At 27.9% G+C, this 17,867-nt stretch carries 13 protein-coding genes and 1 pseudogene; 11 read left to right on the forward strand and 3 right to left on the reverse strand.

The features are described from left to right. Positions 1-17 precede the first annotated feature (17 nt). Complete coding sequence (trpB, locus tag Q0984_RS00485) at positions 18-1,202, forward strand: tryptophan synthase subunit beta (protein WP_299522339.1); 1,185 nt, start codon at positions 18-20, stop codon at positions 1,200-1,202. Further along, complete coding sequence (trpA, locus tag Q0984_RS00490) at positions 1,195-1,968, forward strand: tryptophan synthase subunit alpha (RefSeq protein ID WP_299521958.1); 774 nt, start codon at positions 1,195-1,197, stop codon at positions 1,966-1,968. The genes trpB and trpA overlap by 8 nt, the downstream gene beginning before the upstream one ends. A 387-nt stretch (positions 1,969-2,355) precedes the next feature. Here the strand turns inward: trpA and Q0984_RS00495 are convergent, their stop codons facing one another. The 3 genes from Q0984_RS00495 to Q0984_RS00505 all read right to left on the reverse strand — a co-directional run bounded on the left by Q0984_RS00495 (position 2,356) and on the right by Q0984_RS00505 (position 11,274). Then, positions 2,356-3,162: a hypothetical protein gene (locus Q0984_RS00495; protein WP_299521960.1), complete on the reverse strand. Its 807-nt coding sequence runs from the start codon at positions 3,160-3,162 to the stop codon at positions 2,356-2,358. Positions 3,163-3,277: 115 nt separating this feature from the next. Further along, positions 3,278-4,054 (reverse strand): hypothetical protein, encoded by a 777-nt coding sequence (locus tag Q0984_RS00500; protein WP_299521963.1) that lies wholly within the window; start codon positions 4,052-4,054, stop codon positions 3,278-3,280. Continuing rightward, positions 4,054-11,274, reverse strand: a complete 7,221-nt coding sequence (locus tag Q0984_RS00505; RefSeq protein WP_299521966.1) for a transglutaminase domain-containing protein — start codon at positions 11,272-11,274, stop codon at positions 4,054-4,056. Before Q0984_RS00505 ends, Q0984_RS00500 begins: the two co-directional genes overlap by 1 nt. A 501-nt stretch (positions 11,275-11,775) precedes the next feature. Between Q0984_RS00505 and pcn the strand changes: the two genes are divergently transcribed. The 9 genes and pseudogenes from pcn to Q0984_RS00550 all read left to right on the forward strand — a co-directional run bounded on the left by pcn (position 11,776) and on the right by Q0984_RS00550 (position 17,824). Beyond that, on the forward strand, positions 11,776-12,510 hold the full coding sequence (pcn, locus tag Q0984_RS00510) for a proliferating cell nuclear antigen (pcna) (protein WP_299521969.1): 735 nt from the start codon (positions 11,776-11,778) through the stop codon (positions 12,508-12,510). A gap of 59 nt (positions 12,511-12,569) precedes the next feature. After that, the gene (locus tag Q0984_RS00515) at positions 12,570-13,427 is read left to right on the forward strand and encodes a hypothetical protein (RefSeq protein WP_299521973.1); all 858 of its coding nucleotides are present in this window, start codon (positions 12,570-12,572) and stop codon (positions 13,425-13,427) included. A gap of 231 nt (positions 13,428-13,658) precedes the next feature. Further along, positions 13,659-13,937, forward strand: coding sequence for a 50S ribosomal protein L44e (locus Q0984_RS00520; RefSeq protein ID WP_004032803.1), 279 nt, complete (start codon positions 13,659-13,661; stop codon positions 13,935-13,937). A gap of 10 nt (positions 13,938-13,947) precedes the next feature. Then, positions 13,948-14,127, forward strand: a complete 180-nt coding sequence (locus tag Q0984_RS00525; RefSeq protein ID WP_004032804.1) for a 30S ribosomal protein S27e — start codon at positions 13,948-13,950, stop codon at positions 14,125-14,127. A 79-nt stretch (positions 14,128-14,206) separates the two neighbouring features. Then, the gene (locus Q0984_RS00530) at positions 14,207-15,001 is read left to right on the forward strand and encodes a translation initiation factor IF-2 subunit alpha (RefSeq protein WP_299521977.1); all 795 of its coding nucleotides are present in this window, start codon (positions 14,207-14,209) and stop codon (positions 14,999-15,001) included. Between the two features lie 6 nt (positions 15,002-15,007). Beyond that, positions 15,008-15,181, forward strand: coding sequence for an RNA-protein complex protein Nop10 (locus tag Q0984_RS00535; RefSeq protein ID WP_299521980.1), 174 nt, complete (start codon positions 15,008-15,010; stop codon positions 15,179-15,181). A gap of 4 nt (positions 15,182-15,185) precedes the next feature. Then, positions 15,186-15,956: a proteasome assembly chaperone family protein gene (locus tag Q0984_RS00540; RefSeq protein ID WP_299521983.1), complete on the forward strand. Its 771-nt coding sequence runs from the start codon at positions 15,186-15,188 to the stop codon at positions 15,954-15,956. 63 nt (positions 15,957-16,019) lie between these two features. Next, a pseudogene (locus Q0984_RS00545) lies at positions 16,020-16,620 on the forward strand (DUF2112 family protein). 16 nt (positions 16,621-16,636) lie between these two features. After that, a complete protein-coding gene (locus Q0984_RS00550) occupies positions 16,637-17,824 on the forward strand; it encodes a TIGR00375 family protein (RefSeq protein WP_299521988.1) in 1,188 nt (395 codons plus the stop codon). The last annotated feature ends 43 nt before the right edge of the window (positions 17,825-17,867 follow it).

The following is a 17,867-nucleotide window of genomic DNA, read 5'->3' on the forward strand; positions in this document are numbered from 1 at the left end:
TCATGGAGGCTAAAAACATGAACAACGGAAGATATGGGGAGTATGGTGGACAATACATCTCTGAAACATTAATGAATGAGTTAATTTACTTGGAAGAACAATATTATCACTACATGAATGATCCAGAATTCGTAGAAGAATTAAATACACTTCTAAAAGAATATGCTGGAAGACCTTCTTTATTATACTATGCGAAACGAATGACAGAAGATTTGGGTGGAGCTAAGATTTATCTGAAGCGTGAAGATTTAAATCACACTGGAGCTCACAAAATCAACAATGTACTTGGTCAAGTATTATTAGCTAAGAAAATGGGGAAAACAAGAGTAATAGCAGAAACAGGAGCAGGTCAACATGGAGTAGCTACTGCAACAGCAGCTGCACTTTTAGACATGGAATGTGAAGTATATATGGGAGAGTTAGACACTCAACGTCAGGCACTAAATGTTTATAGGATGGAATTACTTGGAGCAAAAGTTCATCCAGTAAAATCAGGAACAAAAACATTAAAAGATGCAGTAAATGATGCATTTAGAGATTGGATTGGAAGAGTTCATGATACAAATTATGTAATTGGATCTACAATGGGTCCTCATCCATTTCCAATGATAGTTAGGGATTTCCAGGCAGTAATAAGTGCTGAAGCTCGTGAACAATTCTTAGAAAAAGAAGGTAAACTTCCAAATGCAGTTTTAGCTTGTGTTGGTGGAGGAAGTAATGCAATGGGAGCATTTTACAACTTCATTGATGATGAAAAAGTTAAATTAATTGGATGTGAAGCAGGAGGTCAGGGAATAGACACTCCATACCATGCAGCAGCCTTAACTAAAGGACAAATCGGAATTTTCCATGGAATGAAATCAATATTTAATCAGGGAGAATACGGACAAATATCAGAAGTATACTCAGTTTCAGCAGGTTTAGACTATCCTGGAGTAGGGCCGGAACACGCACACTTAAGAGATATTAAAAGAGCAGAATATGTTCCAATTACAGATGAAGAAGCAGTAAATGCTTTCGAATATTTATCAAAAACAGAAGGAATTATTCCAGCTATTGAAAGTGCACATGCAGTAGCATACGCTATGAAAATAGCACCAAAAATGGATAAAGATGAAATTATAATGATATGTCTTTCAGGAAGAGGAGATAAAGATGTTGCATCAATTGCAAAATATAGGGGAGTTGAATTAAATGAGTAAAATAGCAAATGCATTTAAACATGAAAAAGCATTTATCGGATTTTTAACTGCAGGAGATCCAACAGTTGAAAAAACAGTAGAATATATTTTGGCAATGGAAGAAGCAGGCTGTGATTTAATAGAAATTGGAATTCCATTTTCCGATCCCATGGCTGAAGGAGTTGTAATTCAAGACGCAAACATAAGAGCATTAAAAAACAATACAACAACTGATGATGTATTTGAAATAGTTAAAAAAGTCCGTCAAAAAACAGACATTCCATTAATATTTTTAACATACATCAATCCGGTTTTCTTCTACGGGTATGAAAAATTCTTTAAAAAATGTGGAGAATTAGGAATTGATGGAATTATTTCACCAGACTTACCTTACGAAGAAAAAGGAGAAATTGCAGATATAGCAGCAGATAATAATGTTGATGTTATTTCACTAATTGCTCCAACCTCAAAAGAAAGAATTCAAAAAATAGCTAGTGATGCAACAGGATTTATCTATGTTGTTTCTTCATTAGGCGTAACTGGAATGCGTAGTGAAATAAAAACCGACTTGGAATCTATTTTAACTGATATTCGTGCAGTTAGCGACCTGCCCCTAGCAGTTGGATTTGGTATTAACACACCTGAACAAGCATCCAACATAGGAAAAATAGCTGATGGAGTAATTGTAGGCAGTGCCATTGTAAAAATCATTGAAGAACATGGTGAAAATGCAACAGAACCACTAAAAGAATATGTATCAGCTATGAAAAAAGCATGCAATGAATAAAATAAAGGGAAATATAATCTTTTTCCTTTATTGTACAAATTTTTTAAAAAATCAGAAAAAAAGATAGTTATAAAACTAAATATCATATTTTGTTAAAATCAATCAAAATATTAATTGAAGAGAGATTTTGTGTTTTTATGCTTATTAATGATTTTATCTCTCTTTATATTTAAGTTTATTTTCTAATTTTAACTTATTTCCAATAAAATTTTTTCATATAATTATTTTAAAAAAATAAACAATAATTTACTAAAATTAGACAAAATAAATAAGTTTAACGAAAGTTTAATTTAAAATAAAAAAGAAAAAAATTTGAGAGTTTTAGGACACTCCCTAAATTTTATTTTATCAGAAGAAATTTACTAAATTGCAGTAAATTACAGACAATTAATAAAAAAGCCCAGACCATGAAAATATATAAAATATTAAAAATGTAAATCCTAAGCAAATATAATTTGCATATCTGCAATAATCCCAATAATTTTTAAATTCTGTTAAGTCCCATGGGAGTATTTTATTCCAGAAATCAATGTATAATGTCATTGTGAATAAAATGAATGCGATTATCGTCATGATTACCAGATAAATTATGGGCGTATGAGAAATCCCTGTAATATATTCATTTATCACATAAAAAGATGATCCGACTGAGGCAAATCCGCAGATAGATCCTCCTTCACAAGTAAGTATATTGATAAATCTTCGTAGTTTTACGGGGTCTGGGTCTTCTTCAAATTTGGGTTCAAACATTTTCCAGTATTTTTTTCTTCGGATGAATATGAAAGTTGTTGTATATATTATGGGAAAAGCTATACAAAACCCTGGCAATGTTGCGTTTAATCCTATAAGAACTATTAAAAAGCAAGTGGGGGTGCTAAGTCCTCTTGTTAGGTTTTCTAATGCATATCCATCAAATGAAAATTTGTCTGGTCTGATTTTACAATATAAATTGTAATGTCTGTCTATTTTTTTTAGGAATATTTTAAATATCCATTCAGGTATCCAAAAACTGATTCCAATTACAAATACTGGAATAAAATATTCATAATTCTGTCTAAAAGTCATCATAACTGAAAGGAAAAGGTAAAAGAATGTTACAATTATAATTTGAAATATAACATTTATTTTCCTTTCTTTATCAGTTAACTCATCAATAGAATAATGAAATGTAAAAGTTTTTATAAATCTAACCATTTTTAAACATCCTTATTTAAAATGATAAATAAAATATTAAATTTTATTTTATCAGATGAAATTTGCTAAAATTACAGTAAATTACAAACAATTAAAACATTAGTATCACATTATATTAAAATATTAAAAATGTAAATCCTAAGCAAATACCATTTGCAACAGTACAATAATTCCAATAGTTTTTAAATTCTGTTAAGTCCCATGGGAGTATTTTATTCCAGAAATCAATGTATAATGTCATTGTGAATAAAATGAATGCGATTATTGTCAGTATTACCAGATAAATTATTGGTGTATGAGAAATCCCCATAATATATTCATTTATCAAATAAAAAGAAGATCCCACAGACATCATTCCACAAATCACTCCTCCTTCGCCAGAAAATATGTTGATAAATTTTCGTAGTTTTATGGGGTCTGGGTCTTCTTCAAATTTGGGTTCAAACATTTTCCAGTATTTTTTTCTTCGGAGGAATATGAAAATTACTGTATAGATCATGGAAAAAGCTACACAAAACCCTGGTAATGTTGCTTTTATTGCTATAAAAAAGATTAAAAATGATGAAGAAACACTAATTCCTCTTATTAAATTTTCTAATGCATATCCATCAAATGAAAATTTATCTGGCCTGATTTTATCATATACATTGTAATATTTGTCTATTTTTTTTAGGAATATTTTAAATATCCATTCAGGTATCCAAAAACTGATTCCTATTATAAATATTGGAATAAAATATTCATAATTCTGTCTAAAAGTCATCATAACTGAAAGGAAAAAGTAAAAAAATGTTACAATAATAATTTGAAATATAACATTTATTTTCCTTTCTTTATCAGTTAACAAATCAATAGAATGATGATATATGAACGTTTTTATAAATCTAACCATTATTCTTCTCCCCAAATATCATCCATTACTTTATTGGATGCTGTTTTTAACATGTTAACTGGATTTTCAACATTCACATACCATAAACCTTCAGCTATTGCATGATTTAACTTAGTATTCTTACTATGTCTAACAAAATAATTCACTGCATTACTACCTGCTTTACCAACAATAACATCAGCACCAACACCAAGCCATGCATTTCTATCCATTGGATTTTTAAATATCCCATTAGACCATAAGCTTGATCCTACTTTAAGTGCAATTGCAGCCATTGCAAATTCTGGAAACGCAATTGTAAATCCTATGATTGCAACAGAGACTCCAACATCCAATGTAAAAGACAACATGGTTTTTGCTCGTTCATCCCATCCTAATTGGTCACAAATGTATCCTGCCATATCATCAGGTGATTTAATAACATTATATACATTTATTAAATTGTCACAAAAAGCTCCAATATCTAAAAATGAAAAATTACTGAGATATACTCCTCCATTTTGAGTTTGATTCATCGAAATATCCGGCCTAATTAAACTACCTACACTACCCCTAATTAGATTAAAGATTAATGTTGCAGAATCATCAGATAATCCTAATGTAAGATTACTTGATGAAATATTGCAATACATGTTTTTATCATTAATCAAACCATTAATAACTTCTTTAACACCACAAGTACTATTTCCTCCATGTAAATACATTACATATTCTTCTAATACACTAGCTTTTAGATAATAATCATTATTTGCCTTATAAGATGCAAAGTTATCTCCTTTAAAATCTAATGTATCTTTATCATCAAAATTTACACCATCTAATCCTATGTTGGTTCTTGTCATTCCTGTAGATCCACCAAATCTAAACCATGTTACATAGTAAGTTTCACTTATTTCATCTGCTAATTTATCAGATAACCACCTATATGCAAGATTTGTTAGGTATGCATTGTATGCAACATATTCTGCTTGTGTATTAAAATTATCATGGTTTAAGTTTTGTGCTAAAACATCATCAGTTACTTTAATATTTTCAATATTTAAAAAGCTTTCTACTGTTTCATAACCTAAATTGGAATTCCAATTCATACTTTTTAATTTATTATCATAATTAGTATCACCATACCTTAAAGTTTTAACACTAATTGAATTTATTTTACTCCAATATCCTGGATTTATGATAGTTAAGTCTGTAGTTATGCTATTATAGAATTTATAATTAGAATTAAACCCTAAATTAGTTAAGAATGTTTTTGTAGTTTGAGTTGTTAACTCTGATGTAAAATAAAATGTAGCAACAGAAATTTCATTTTGCATCAATGTTACATTTTCTATTTGTTTACTGAAGTATTTTTTACCATCATATATTGCATCAAAACGTGTTATATTATTCTTTTTATAACCATAATATTTAATTAAAACATACCTTCCATCACTGAACAATGAAAATCCACTACAATTAACTTCAGAATCAGAGTTAATAATTTGAATGGAATTAGTATTGGTTAATGAAATGAAATATAATTTATTATAATCTAGTTTAGTAACTTCTGTAGCAGTATAATCATAGCCAAATTTGTATATTTGGTTATTTTTGTATATTCCTATTTCTCGACCATAAGGTACTAAATAATCTTTATTATTATGTCTTATGGAAGTTTTCAAAGACATGTTTACAGTATAAATAATATTTGGACTATATGAAACATTTAACAATAAATATTTCAAACAAGAATCATATTTATTATCATTATTAAAATTACAAAAAACATTATATTTTCCTTTATCTAAATTTATTTTTAGTTTAAACACTCCATTGTTGTCTGTTGTCTTAGTATATGTTACACCATTAACTTGTATATGGCATGTAGCATTAGCAATTGGATTTCTAATACTATCTCTAAGAATACATGTTAAATATTCTCCTTTTTCATGAACTACAGTGTCTAGTACTTCAATATCTGTGCTAATATTATTGGATACTACATAAATAGTAGATGAACCATAACTATCTAAATATTCGTTATCATCTTTAAATTGATAGAATATTTTGTATAGTCCTGGATTTAAATTAATAATTGTACTGATAATTCCTTTGTTGTTTGTTGTTTTTTCAAATGTTTTTATAAGATTAAAGTGAGAATCCAATATCTTAAATTGAACTAATTTATTAGATAATACTTTGTTATTTGATGATAACGTGATTGTGAAATTTTCTCCACTATTTATTATCAAGTCATTTCCAGTTATTTTTGTTTTATTTTTAATAAATAATTCTGCATTGCTTATTACTGAATTATAATATTTATTTCCATTAAAAATACAAACAACATTATATTTTCCATTTGTTAAGTTAAGATTAATTGATACAAAACCAGCATTGTTTGTTTTTAAATTGTATTGTTTATTATTTATTTTTAATAGGATTATTTGGTTTGGAAGTGGATTTTCATAGTGATCTTTTAGATATAATTTAAAAGGATTTCCTTCAGAAATTACATTACTTGTAATTATGATTGGTTGTGTCTTGTTTACATTTAACATTTGATTTTTTTCTATTGCAGAATATTTCCCCTCATTTTTAAATGTTGCAGTTATTTTATATGTTCCCAATATTAACTTAACATCAAAATCAACATATCCCCATAAATCAGTTTTTCCAGTGTAAAGTTTTCCTAAAACAGACAAGAAAACAGTTTTATTGAACAATCCGAAACCTTGATTATCAGTTAGTTTTAGAGAAATGGTCGAATAACCATAATTTTGATTAATATTTGTAAATTCAAGTTCAACGTGAGAATTAGAAGTGAAATTAGGATTCATAATATCTGCACTACCAGAATTTAAGTAATTAAATGTGAAATTTATGTATTGTATTGGATATTGTTTAATTGGCCCATTATAAGTTAAACTAGTGCTTGTTAAGTTGGAATATAAATTTCCTTGGGAAAATTCAGTTATAGTATTTGTTTTCCAATTATTTACAAATCCAAATGAATTTCTATAACTGGATGTGTCTGCAACGTACCACCAATCACCTATTAAAACTTGACTCCATACATGATTAAAGTTTGCTGAAGAAAATTGGACTTTTCCTGAATTATATTTAACTGGTATATTACATGCTCTACAAAGTGCAACAAACAAATTAGTTTTATCAACATAATTTCCTTTATTATTATCTAAAACATAATCTACACCTCGTTTAATAGGATAATAACCTTCATAAGGTATGTTTTGAACATAAACATATAATGCTATAGTTTTATCTAAGGTGGAGCTCATGTGATTTACTAAGTTATTCGCTAAGTTTTCTATTCTTTGTGTAATTTCACAATCAGTATCATTAGCTAAATATAATTCTAAATTAGTATCATAATTATATTCATTCAGTCCTTTACCAAACTGAGTAATTTCACTTAAATCATCAAAATTAATATAACTGTAGTTTAAGACTGCTGATGTGAAGTTACATTGTGAAGGGAATGTATTTGTTAAGTTATAAAAACTTAATATTTTTGCACATGCATATGTGTATGTTTTAAAGTCTATTACATTATCCATTAATGTCATATTATTAGGCATATATCCATTTATATTAGCAAACAGTACAATAGAATTAAACATGCTTGTGTAAGTATATTGGCTTAACTCAAGATTAGAATAATGATCTTCATATACTATATTTTTTGATAAATGTGGAACTTGTAAATTGGATTCATTTATTCCATTATTGATATTATTAATAATATTCGCCATCAAATATGAAAATTCAAATATAGTCAATTGTTTTCCAGAAACATTAATTTTATCTGGTAAAATCAAATAATTGTTAACATGATTTTTTAAATCTATAGCTGAATTTATAATATTTTTAAATGATACTATATGTGATTTGTTAAAGCAAATATTGTTAGAAAATATTGTGCTTTGATTTGTAATTGTAATTTTATTTGATATTTCTAATCCTCCATATTGGATAGTTACAATATATTCTCCAACATTTAAATTTAGATTCAAATAGGCCATTCCCTGATTATCTGTTGTCTCATGGTAAAATACACCATTAATATTATATGTTAATGTTTCATTTGAAAGTGAATTTCCTTGATTATCTACTAATCGTGTAGGGAAAATACAATTCTTGGTTTTATTTGATGTTAAATCATTTGTTATTATTCTTGATAATACATTAATATTGTTTCCAATTGCATAACCATTATACATTGTAGTTATAATATGATCTCCAGGTATTAGATTAATTGCTATGCTACAATAACCTTGATTATCAGTTTGTCTTGTGTATAATATGCCATTAATATTAAATGTTACATTTTCTCCAGCTTTTACAGGATTTCCATCACTTCCAATAATTCTTACTATGAATCTTGATGAGTTTCCATGATATTTAATTAAATCATGGTTTTCAATTATTGGGCTGTTAACTGTGATGTTGTTTCCTTTTGCCTCACCAGTGATTGGATTCATGTTTGTAATTATATATTTTCCAGGATCTAAATTTATATTTAATTTTGCCACACCATTATTGTTAGTTGTTCTTTTATAAATTATACCATTTATGTTAAATGAAACTTCAGTATTTGCTAAAGGAGCTCCTTGTGTATTTAAGAATAGTACATTAAATTGTGTGTCGTTTAAATACATTTTAACAATATCATTACTTTGTATCGTTGTTTTAACAATTACGTTAGTGGTTGCATTAGTATTTTTATGATTTGTAGTTTCCTCATAATAAACACCAACTGAATAGGTTCCTGGAAGTAAATTAATATTTATAGAAGCTATTCCTTGATTGTTGGTTGTTCTTGTATAATTTTTGTTATTTATCTCAAAAATTATGTTTTGATTTGAAAGTACATTATTGAATTCATCTTTTAAAATTATATTTAATGATTCATTACTTCCATAGAACTTTGTTAATTCATTTATTATTAATATTGTATTGGATTGTTCTTTGATTATGATTGTTTTTGAAACAGAACTATTACTATAATAATCATCTCCGTCAAAAACAATAGTGATGGTATATGTTCCAGGATTTAAGTTAATATTATTTAATGTTGCTAAACCATTATTGTTTGTTGTTTTAGTGTAAGTAACTCCATTTACTGTAAATTTTACAGTTTTATCTTTTAATGGATTGTTATTTGATTTTAAAGATATATTATACATTATACTTGATTGTGGTGGAATTACTAGATTATTTGCAATTATATTTGTTGTTTTTTTATTAATTGTTAAAGTTCTAGTTATAGTTGAACTTAAATAATCCAAATCCCCATCAAATGAACAAGTGATTGTATATGTTCCTGCTTTAAAATCACCACTTAAAAACGCATAACCTTCACTATTGGTAACACTATTATACGTTACTCCATTTACTTTAAAATTAATAGTTTTACCTGTTAAAACAGTATTTCCACTTGTTAATTTAACTTTAAAATTGTTAGAATCACCATAATATTTAATTAAATTTTCTCCAGTTAATGTTGTTGCTAAATGCTCTTTTATAGTTACAGTTTTAGAAATGGATGTGCTTTTATAGTAGTCATCCCCATCATAGACCACATTAATGTTATATGTTCCCACTTCAAGATTAATATTTAAATATACATAACCATTGTTATCGGTTATTTTATCGTATGTTACACCATTGATTGTTAGTTTTATGTTTTTGTTGGTTAATGGGTTTCCATTAGATACTAAACGAGCAATGAATTGGTCAGTTGCATTGTAATATTTAGTTAGGTCATTTGCTGTTAAACTACTTGTTTTTTTATTTACAGTTATGGTTCTTGTGATGGTGGAGCTTTTATATGGTAGTTCACTATTAAATGAAACGACTATGGTGTATGTGCCTGCAAGTAAGTTAACATTTAATTTTGCATAACCATCGCTATCAGTAACTCTAACATAATTAACACCATTTACTTTAAAGTTAACATTTTTACCAATTAAAACATTGTTATTGGAGGTTAATTTAGCATTAAAACTAGTACTGTCACCATAATATTTAACCAGATTATCTGCGCTTAGTGTTGTGGTTAACCAGTCTTTAACGGTTACGGTTTTAGAAATAGATGTGCTTTTATAATAATTATCACCATCGTAGACTACATTGATAGTGTAAGTTCCAATTTCAAGATTAACATTTAAATATACATAACCATTATTGTCAGTTATTTTATTGTATGTCACACCATTTATTGTGAGTTTTAAAGTTTTATCTTTTAAACCCTGATTATTATAAGTTAAACGAGCACTAAACTGATCACTAGCACCATGATATTTAACTAAATTATTTGCACTCAACACAGCAGTTTTTTTATTCACAGTTACTTGGGTGGTTATGGTTATTGGATTATAGTATGTATCACCAGGATAATGTATGGTTGCTTGGAAAGTTCCTGCAAGTAAATTAATATTCAATGATACAATACCATTACTGTCACTTGTGCGAGTGTATGTGGCTCCATTGATGGATATGGTTACATCTTTGTTGGTCATGGCTTGGTGGTTATTGTCTTTTAAGTAAATTTTAAGAGGTGTTGTATCTCCATAATATTTAACTAAACCATTAGATGATAAATTTGGGTTTAATTTACCTGAAACCATACTGATGGTTCTTGTTCCAGATGTTGATGAATAATAAGAATTTCCTTTGAAAGTAAATGTTATTGTGTAAACTCCATTGTTCAGGTTTATATTTAGCCGAGCATAACCGTCACTATCTACTATCCGATTATAATTAACTCCATTTATGTTAAAAATTACTGTTTCACCTTCTAGTGGATTTCCATAGTTATCCATCAATCTAACAACAAACGGTAATCCTTTATGATTTAAAACAAAATCTTGCGAAACAAAATAACATCCATCTTGTGATGATAGTTTAAGGTTATTACTATTTAAAAAGTCTTCAAAAGTTGTAAAGTTAATATCTGTTATAGTTTTATTAAAAAAAGGTCGATCAATTTTAATTTTATCAATATCTTGCGAATCATTCATATAATAATCAGAGTCATCAGTATCAATGTCTAATTCTTCAGTTATCTTAATCTCTACATCATTGTCTATTTGTATATTTTCATCATTTGTAGCATTTATCTCAGTAGCATATGTAGTATTTATTAAAGTAAATAAAATCAATGATAAAATCAGTATTTTAAATACTTTTGACGATATGGTCTTACACATCATTATTATCCTCTCCTATTACTTCATGATTAAAAATAATATAAAAAAATATATAAAACTTTCTATTTAAATCGCTCAACAGTTATCTAATTAAAATAACAAAAAATAGCCAGTTTCACAAAATGACAATGTGTTTTTAAAACACGGGTATAAAATGGATAGTCTATTTTTATAAATTATTCAAATATAGTTATTTTAAAATACATGATATAAATATTAGAATTATAAATTTTTAGTTTGTTTGTAATTTGGAGAGTTAAATGTATTAAATCATGGTTATTTTCACTGTTGGTGGAATAAAGTTTTTTTTTAAAGTATATTAAATAATATTAATGATTTTTAAGCATGTTAAAGTAATATTTCAAATCAAAATAATTATTTGTTAATAAAAACTTTCGAATTATTTATCATCTAAGAACATACTAACCTAACATTTTATAAGTAAGAAAAATAAAAATATAAATATTTATTAATAATTAATAAATTCTTATTAGAGGATTATATATGTTCAAAGCGGAATTAAGTGATTCTAGTATATTAAAAACCAGTTTTGATGCTATTTCATCAATTGTGGATGAAGTGCAAATTCAAACTGATAGTGAAGGTATGAGGTTAGATGCCTTAGACCGTAGTCATATAACATTTGTACATTTAGAATTAAAAGCAAGTTTATTTGATGAGTATGTTTGTGATGTTCCTGAAAAGATTAATATTGATACTGGGGAATTCATGAGTGTTCTTAAACGTGCAAAATCTCAAGATAGAGTTATTATGTCTTTAGATGAAGGTAATTTCATTATTACTTTTGAAGGTGATGCTACAAGAACTTTCAAAATAAGATTAATCGATATTGAATATGATAATCCTACTCCACCTGATCTTGAACATCCTGCATCTTTCAAAGTTCATTTTGCAATTTTAAAAGATGCAATTAATGATATTGATATTTTCTCAGATAAGATTGCATTACAAGTTGATGAGGATTACTTCAGAGCATCTGCTGATGGTGAATTTGGTGATGCTAGTGTTAAGTATCTTCATGGTGAAAATATTGATACTCAGGAAAAATCTTTATTTTCCTTGGACAAAATTAGGGAAATGCTTAAGGCAGATAAATTCTCTGAAGAAGCTGAAATTGGTTTAGGTACTGATATGCCATTAAGGTTAACTCTTAATATGGTTACTGGTGATGGTAAACTTAGTTTCTTACTTGCTCCAAGGTTAGAGTCTGATGAATAATTTTTCATCTAAAAACTTTTTTTTATTTTTATATTAAATTCCTTAAGAGATGGTATTAAGTGGATCAATTCTTTCAACAATTGCGTAAAATTCAAAAAAAAGAGCGTAGTAATGGTACGTTAGCTCGTGTAGAAGAATCTTTTTATAAGGATATTCATAATTATTTAGATGAGTTAAGAACCCATATTGGTAATGATCCATTTGCTGCTGAGCAATATCTTTTGAAAGATACTCAAAGAATAGCTACTGAGATTTGTGAAAGACGTGAGCATAAGATTACTGATGCTGCAGTTATGAATATTCATAGGTCTTATCATTTATTTGCAGGTAAACCTCAATTTGATTTAATTGATACAACTCCTCTTAATTTAACTCCTGAAGAGGAAAAATTTTATTTTTCTTTAATTGATACTTTAACAAATCATAGAAAAAGCATTTCTCTTGAAAAATTATCTTCTGATGATAAGGATGATGAAGTTACAGTTGAAGAGACTCCAAAACCTAAGGAAGTTCAAAATAATGCTACTTTGGATGATGAAGTTAAAATTACTCGTGATGAAGTTAAATCTCCAGATGATGATGTTTTAAATAGAATTGATCAAATTGCTAATGCTAAAGTAATTACTGATGAGAAGGTAGAGCCAATTGAGAAACAAATTCAAAAATCACAGCGTAATGTTGAAGATGATATTTCTGAATTGGCAAAAGATAATGATCAGTTTATTGATTTGGAATCTAGGAAAATAGCTAAGGATTCTGAATTGGTTACTATGCTTGTGTTTGATGATGTTGATTCAATTGTTGGTGTTGATGAGAAGATTTATGGTCCATTCAGACCTCAGGATTTAGTGGTTTTACCTAAAATCAATGCTCGGATTTTTGTTAAAAATCATAAGGCTCGTTTTGTTAAAATCTAAACCTTTAAATATTGTAAGGAATATAAATACAAATCGTATCTATTTGTGATAATAAGAAATTATATTTTATATAATTTGGATTTTTGCTTTGTGTAAACGGGATATGTTACAGTACAGTTTTAATCCTCTAGATCTTAGATATGATTTTTCAGACTAGATAAAATTCTCATTTAGATTTATAATAATTTAATTAATCGGACACTTTTTAGTGTAAAATTTAATGGTGGAAATATGAAAATACCAAAAGAAAAAAGAACTTACTGTCCACATTGTAAAAAACACACAATGCATGAAGTACACACTGCTAAAAAAAGAAAAGCAAGTGAGTTAAAATGGGGACAAAGACAATTTAGACGTGTAACTGCTGGATATAGAGGTTACCCAAGGCCTTTACCTGCTGGAAACAAACCAGTTAAGAAATTAGATTTAAGACTTAAATGTAAAGAATGTGGTAAATCCCAAATTAAAAAATCATTCAGAACAGGTAAAGCAGAATTTGTAGCTAAATAAGGTGGTTAACATGGTTAGTAAAGGTAGAGGAAACTTTTTAAAAGTAAAATGTTTAGATTGTGACAATGAACAAATCATCTTTGATCGTGCTGCATCAGATGTAAAATGTATCATTTGTGGTAAAACACTTGTCAAATCTCGTGGTGCTAAAGCTAAAATTATGGCACATATTGATAAAGTTTTAAACTAGATTTAATTAAAATTTTTTTAATCTAGCTTATTATTTTTTCTATTTTTTTTTAAATTTTTATTTTATTTTTGGTGATTATATGGTAAGAAAAAGTCAAGAATGGCCTGATGAAGGAGAACTTATTATTGGGACTGTTTATAAAGTTCTTAACTATGGGGCTTTCGCAAAATTAGAAGAATACCATGGTAAAGAAGCTTTTATTCATATTTCTGAGGTATCTTCTGGTTGGGTAAAAAATATTAGAGACCATGTAAGAGAAAATCAAAAAATAGTTTGTCGTGTTCTTAGAGTAAATCCTAAAAAAGGACATGTTGATGCTTCTTTAAAAAGAATTAGGGAAGACCAAAGAACTAAAAAAATCCAGCATTGGAAGATTGAACAGAAAGCTGAAAAATTCTTAGAATTATCTGCTAAATCATTAAATAAATCATTAAATGATGCTTATGATGAAGTAGGTTATGAACTTATGGATATTTTTGGTGATGTTTACGGTGCTTTTGAAACAGCAGCTGATGATGGTGCAAAATCTCTTACTGATGAAGGTATTTCTCAAGAGTGGGCTGATGCTATAACTGAAATAGCTAGTAAAAATATTACTCCTCCTGAAGTTCATATTAGTGGTTATGTTGATATTGAAACTTTTGTCCCAAATGGTGTTGACGTTATTATTGAAGCTCTTAAAGCAGCTGAAGATAACGGTGATGCTGAGGAAGAAATTAAGGTTCAGTGTGTTGGTGCACCAAGATATAGAATAACTGTTAGATCTACTGATTACATTTTAGCTGAAAAAGCTCTTAAAGCAGCAGCTGATAGATGTATTGAGGTAGTTGAAGCTTCTGAAGGAAATGGTTCTTTCTTAAGAGAGTTAGATTAGATTTCTATGAATATGAAAATGAATAAATGTCCAAAATGTGGAATTTATACTATGGAGGATGCTTGTCCTAATTGTGGTGGCGAGTTAAAGGTTATTTATCCTCCTAAATTTTCTATTGAGGATAAATATGGGAAATATCGCCGTATATTAAAAAAAGAAGCTATGAATAAAAAAGGGTGATTAGATGGAAATCACAGAAATTACTACTTTGGAAGATGTTAATTTAACTAATCCTATTTTTATAGAAGCATTACCTGGTATTGGTCATGTAGGTAAACTAGCTGCTGATCACATGATTGATGAGTTAAATGCTACTAAATTTGCTGAAATTTATTCTCCAAGTTTCCCTCCACAGGTTTTTGTTGGGGAAGATGGAATAATTGAAAACATGATTAATGAATTATATTATGTTAAAGATGTTGGAGAAGATAATTTAGACCTTATTATTCTTGTTGGAAATACTCAAGCATTATCTCCAGAAGGACAATATTGTATGTGTCAAGACATTTTAAACTTTGTTAAAGATAAAGGTGTTTCTAAAATTTTCACATTAGGTGGAATGGCTACTGGTCAACCTGTTGAAGAAGCTAAGGTTTTTGGTGCTGCTACCAGTGAAGAAAATATTGAACTTTTAAAAGAAGCAGAAGTTGAAATCAGATCTAATGATGGGGGTATTGTTGGAGCTTCTGGATTGTTTTTAGGATTAGGAGTTCGTCAGGAAATGAATGGTATTTGTTTAATGGGTCAAACTCCGGGTTATTTCATCGATGCAGAATCAGCTGAAGCTATTTTAAATAAATTAGCTATTTTACTTAATTTTGAAATTGACACAGATAAATTAGAAGAAAGGGCTGAAGAAACTAGGGAAATGTTAGCTAAAGCTCAACAAATGGAGCAAGATATGCTTAACAAAGCTAATGCTAGCAGTAATGATGATTTAAGATATATTGGATAATATATCAATTTTTTTACTTTTTTTTTAAAATTTGGCTGTTTTAATAAAATTGGGGTAATAATTATGAAAGTAGCGGTTATACCTGATGGCGCTATGATTGTAGTTCCTTTAATTGAAAAAAATGGCCATGAATATATTTCACCAACAAATTTCTCAAAGTATAATAATATGGATGTTTGTAATGGTGAAATTGATGAGACACAAGCTCCATATACATTAAATAGAAATAATATTTTGCAAAGTAGTCCTTATTTTTCAAATGAATTACCTTCAGGTATTAAAGGTCGTTTAACACTATTTTCCAGAGTTTTAGAACTGGCTGATGCATTTATTATTCTTGGAAAAAGACCAAAGAATTATAAAAAAATGTATAATATGTTAAATGAGTTGATTTTATTTGGTGGATGTGGTTGTGCTAATGAACATAAAATAGTTATAAGTTTAGTTAAAAATAAAAATGTTCCTATTTTAGAATTAGCTTATCCGACTACTAGAAATGAGTTAATTAATGTAATTAATAGAACTAATGATTTTTTAAGAAATTTGGATAATATTGATGGGATTATTAATGATGATAATTTGGATGTTGATTTAGAAAGGTCTGAATCTAAATTGGATTATGATATTTTTAAGGAAATATTCAGGTGATTTAATATATTATTAGTAGCTAATTATTATTTATGTTAATTAATGCTGATTTTCATGTTCATAGTTGTTTTTCAATGGCTTCATCTAAGGATATGTTAATAAAAAATATGGCTCCTAAATCTAAGCTTAAAGGATTGCAACTTTTAGGAACTGGTGATGCATTTCATCCTGGTTGGTTAAATATTATTGAAGAAAGTACCACATATAAAGGAGATGGAATTTATACTTCAGATGATATGGATTTTGTTTTAACAACTGAAGTTGAAGGAAAAAACAGGATTCATCATTTAATTATAATTCCTGATATTGATATTGCAAGAGAGCTATCTGAAAAACTAGTTTCTAAAAATAAGGAATCTGATGGTAGACCTAGGACAAAATATACTGGAGCAGAACTTTTAGAAATGGTTAAGGAATATGATTGTTTAATAGGTCCAGCTCATGCATTTACTCCATGGACTGGGATGTATAAATCTTTTGATAGTATTTATGATTGTTATGAGAAAGCTCCTGATTTTGTGGAACTTGGACTTTCTGCAGATACATTTATGGCAGATAGGGTAGCTGAACTTAAAGATTTTCCATTTCTTACTAATTCTGATGCACATTCTCCATGGCCACATAGATTAGGTAGAGAGTTTAATCAAATAGAACTTGAAGATATATCATATTCATCAATAAAAAAAGCAATTAAAAATAAGGATATTAAAGCAAATTATGGGTTAGTGCCAAATCTTGGAAAATACCATATGACTGCATGTACTAAATGTCATAAATTAGTTGATCCTTTAATAGCTAAAGAAAATAAAATGAAATGTAGTTGTGGTGGAACCATTAAAAAAGGTGTGGATTTCAGAATAAGTGAAATAGCTGATTATACCAAACCAAAACATCCAGATTTTAGACCTAAATATGTTCATTTAATGCCTCTTGCAGAATTAATTTCAACTGTTTATGATAAAGGAGTTACAACAAAAACAGTACAGGGTAAATGGCAAAATTTAATTGATAATTTTGGAACAGAAATTGATATTTTAATTAATACACCAATTGAAGATATATCAAAAATTGATTCAACAATCTCTCCAGCTATTGAAGCTTTTAGAAATAAAACAATACATATTATTCCTGGTGGTGGGGGAAAATATGGTGAAATTTCTTTTGATAAACCATTAAAAAAACAAGAAAAAGAAAATTTAACAACTTTAGATAATTTTTAAGAAATTATCTAACTTTTTTTTTAAAATCAATAAAAAATATGGG

This window comes from uncultured Methanobrevibacter sp., assembly GCF_934746965.1.
Lineage (GTDB): Archaea > Methanobacteriota > Methanobacteria > Methanobacteriales > Methanobacteriaceae > Methanocatella.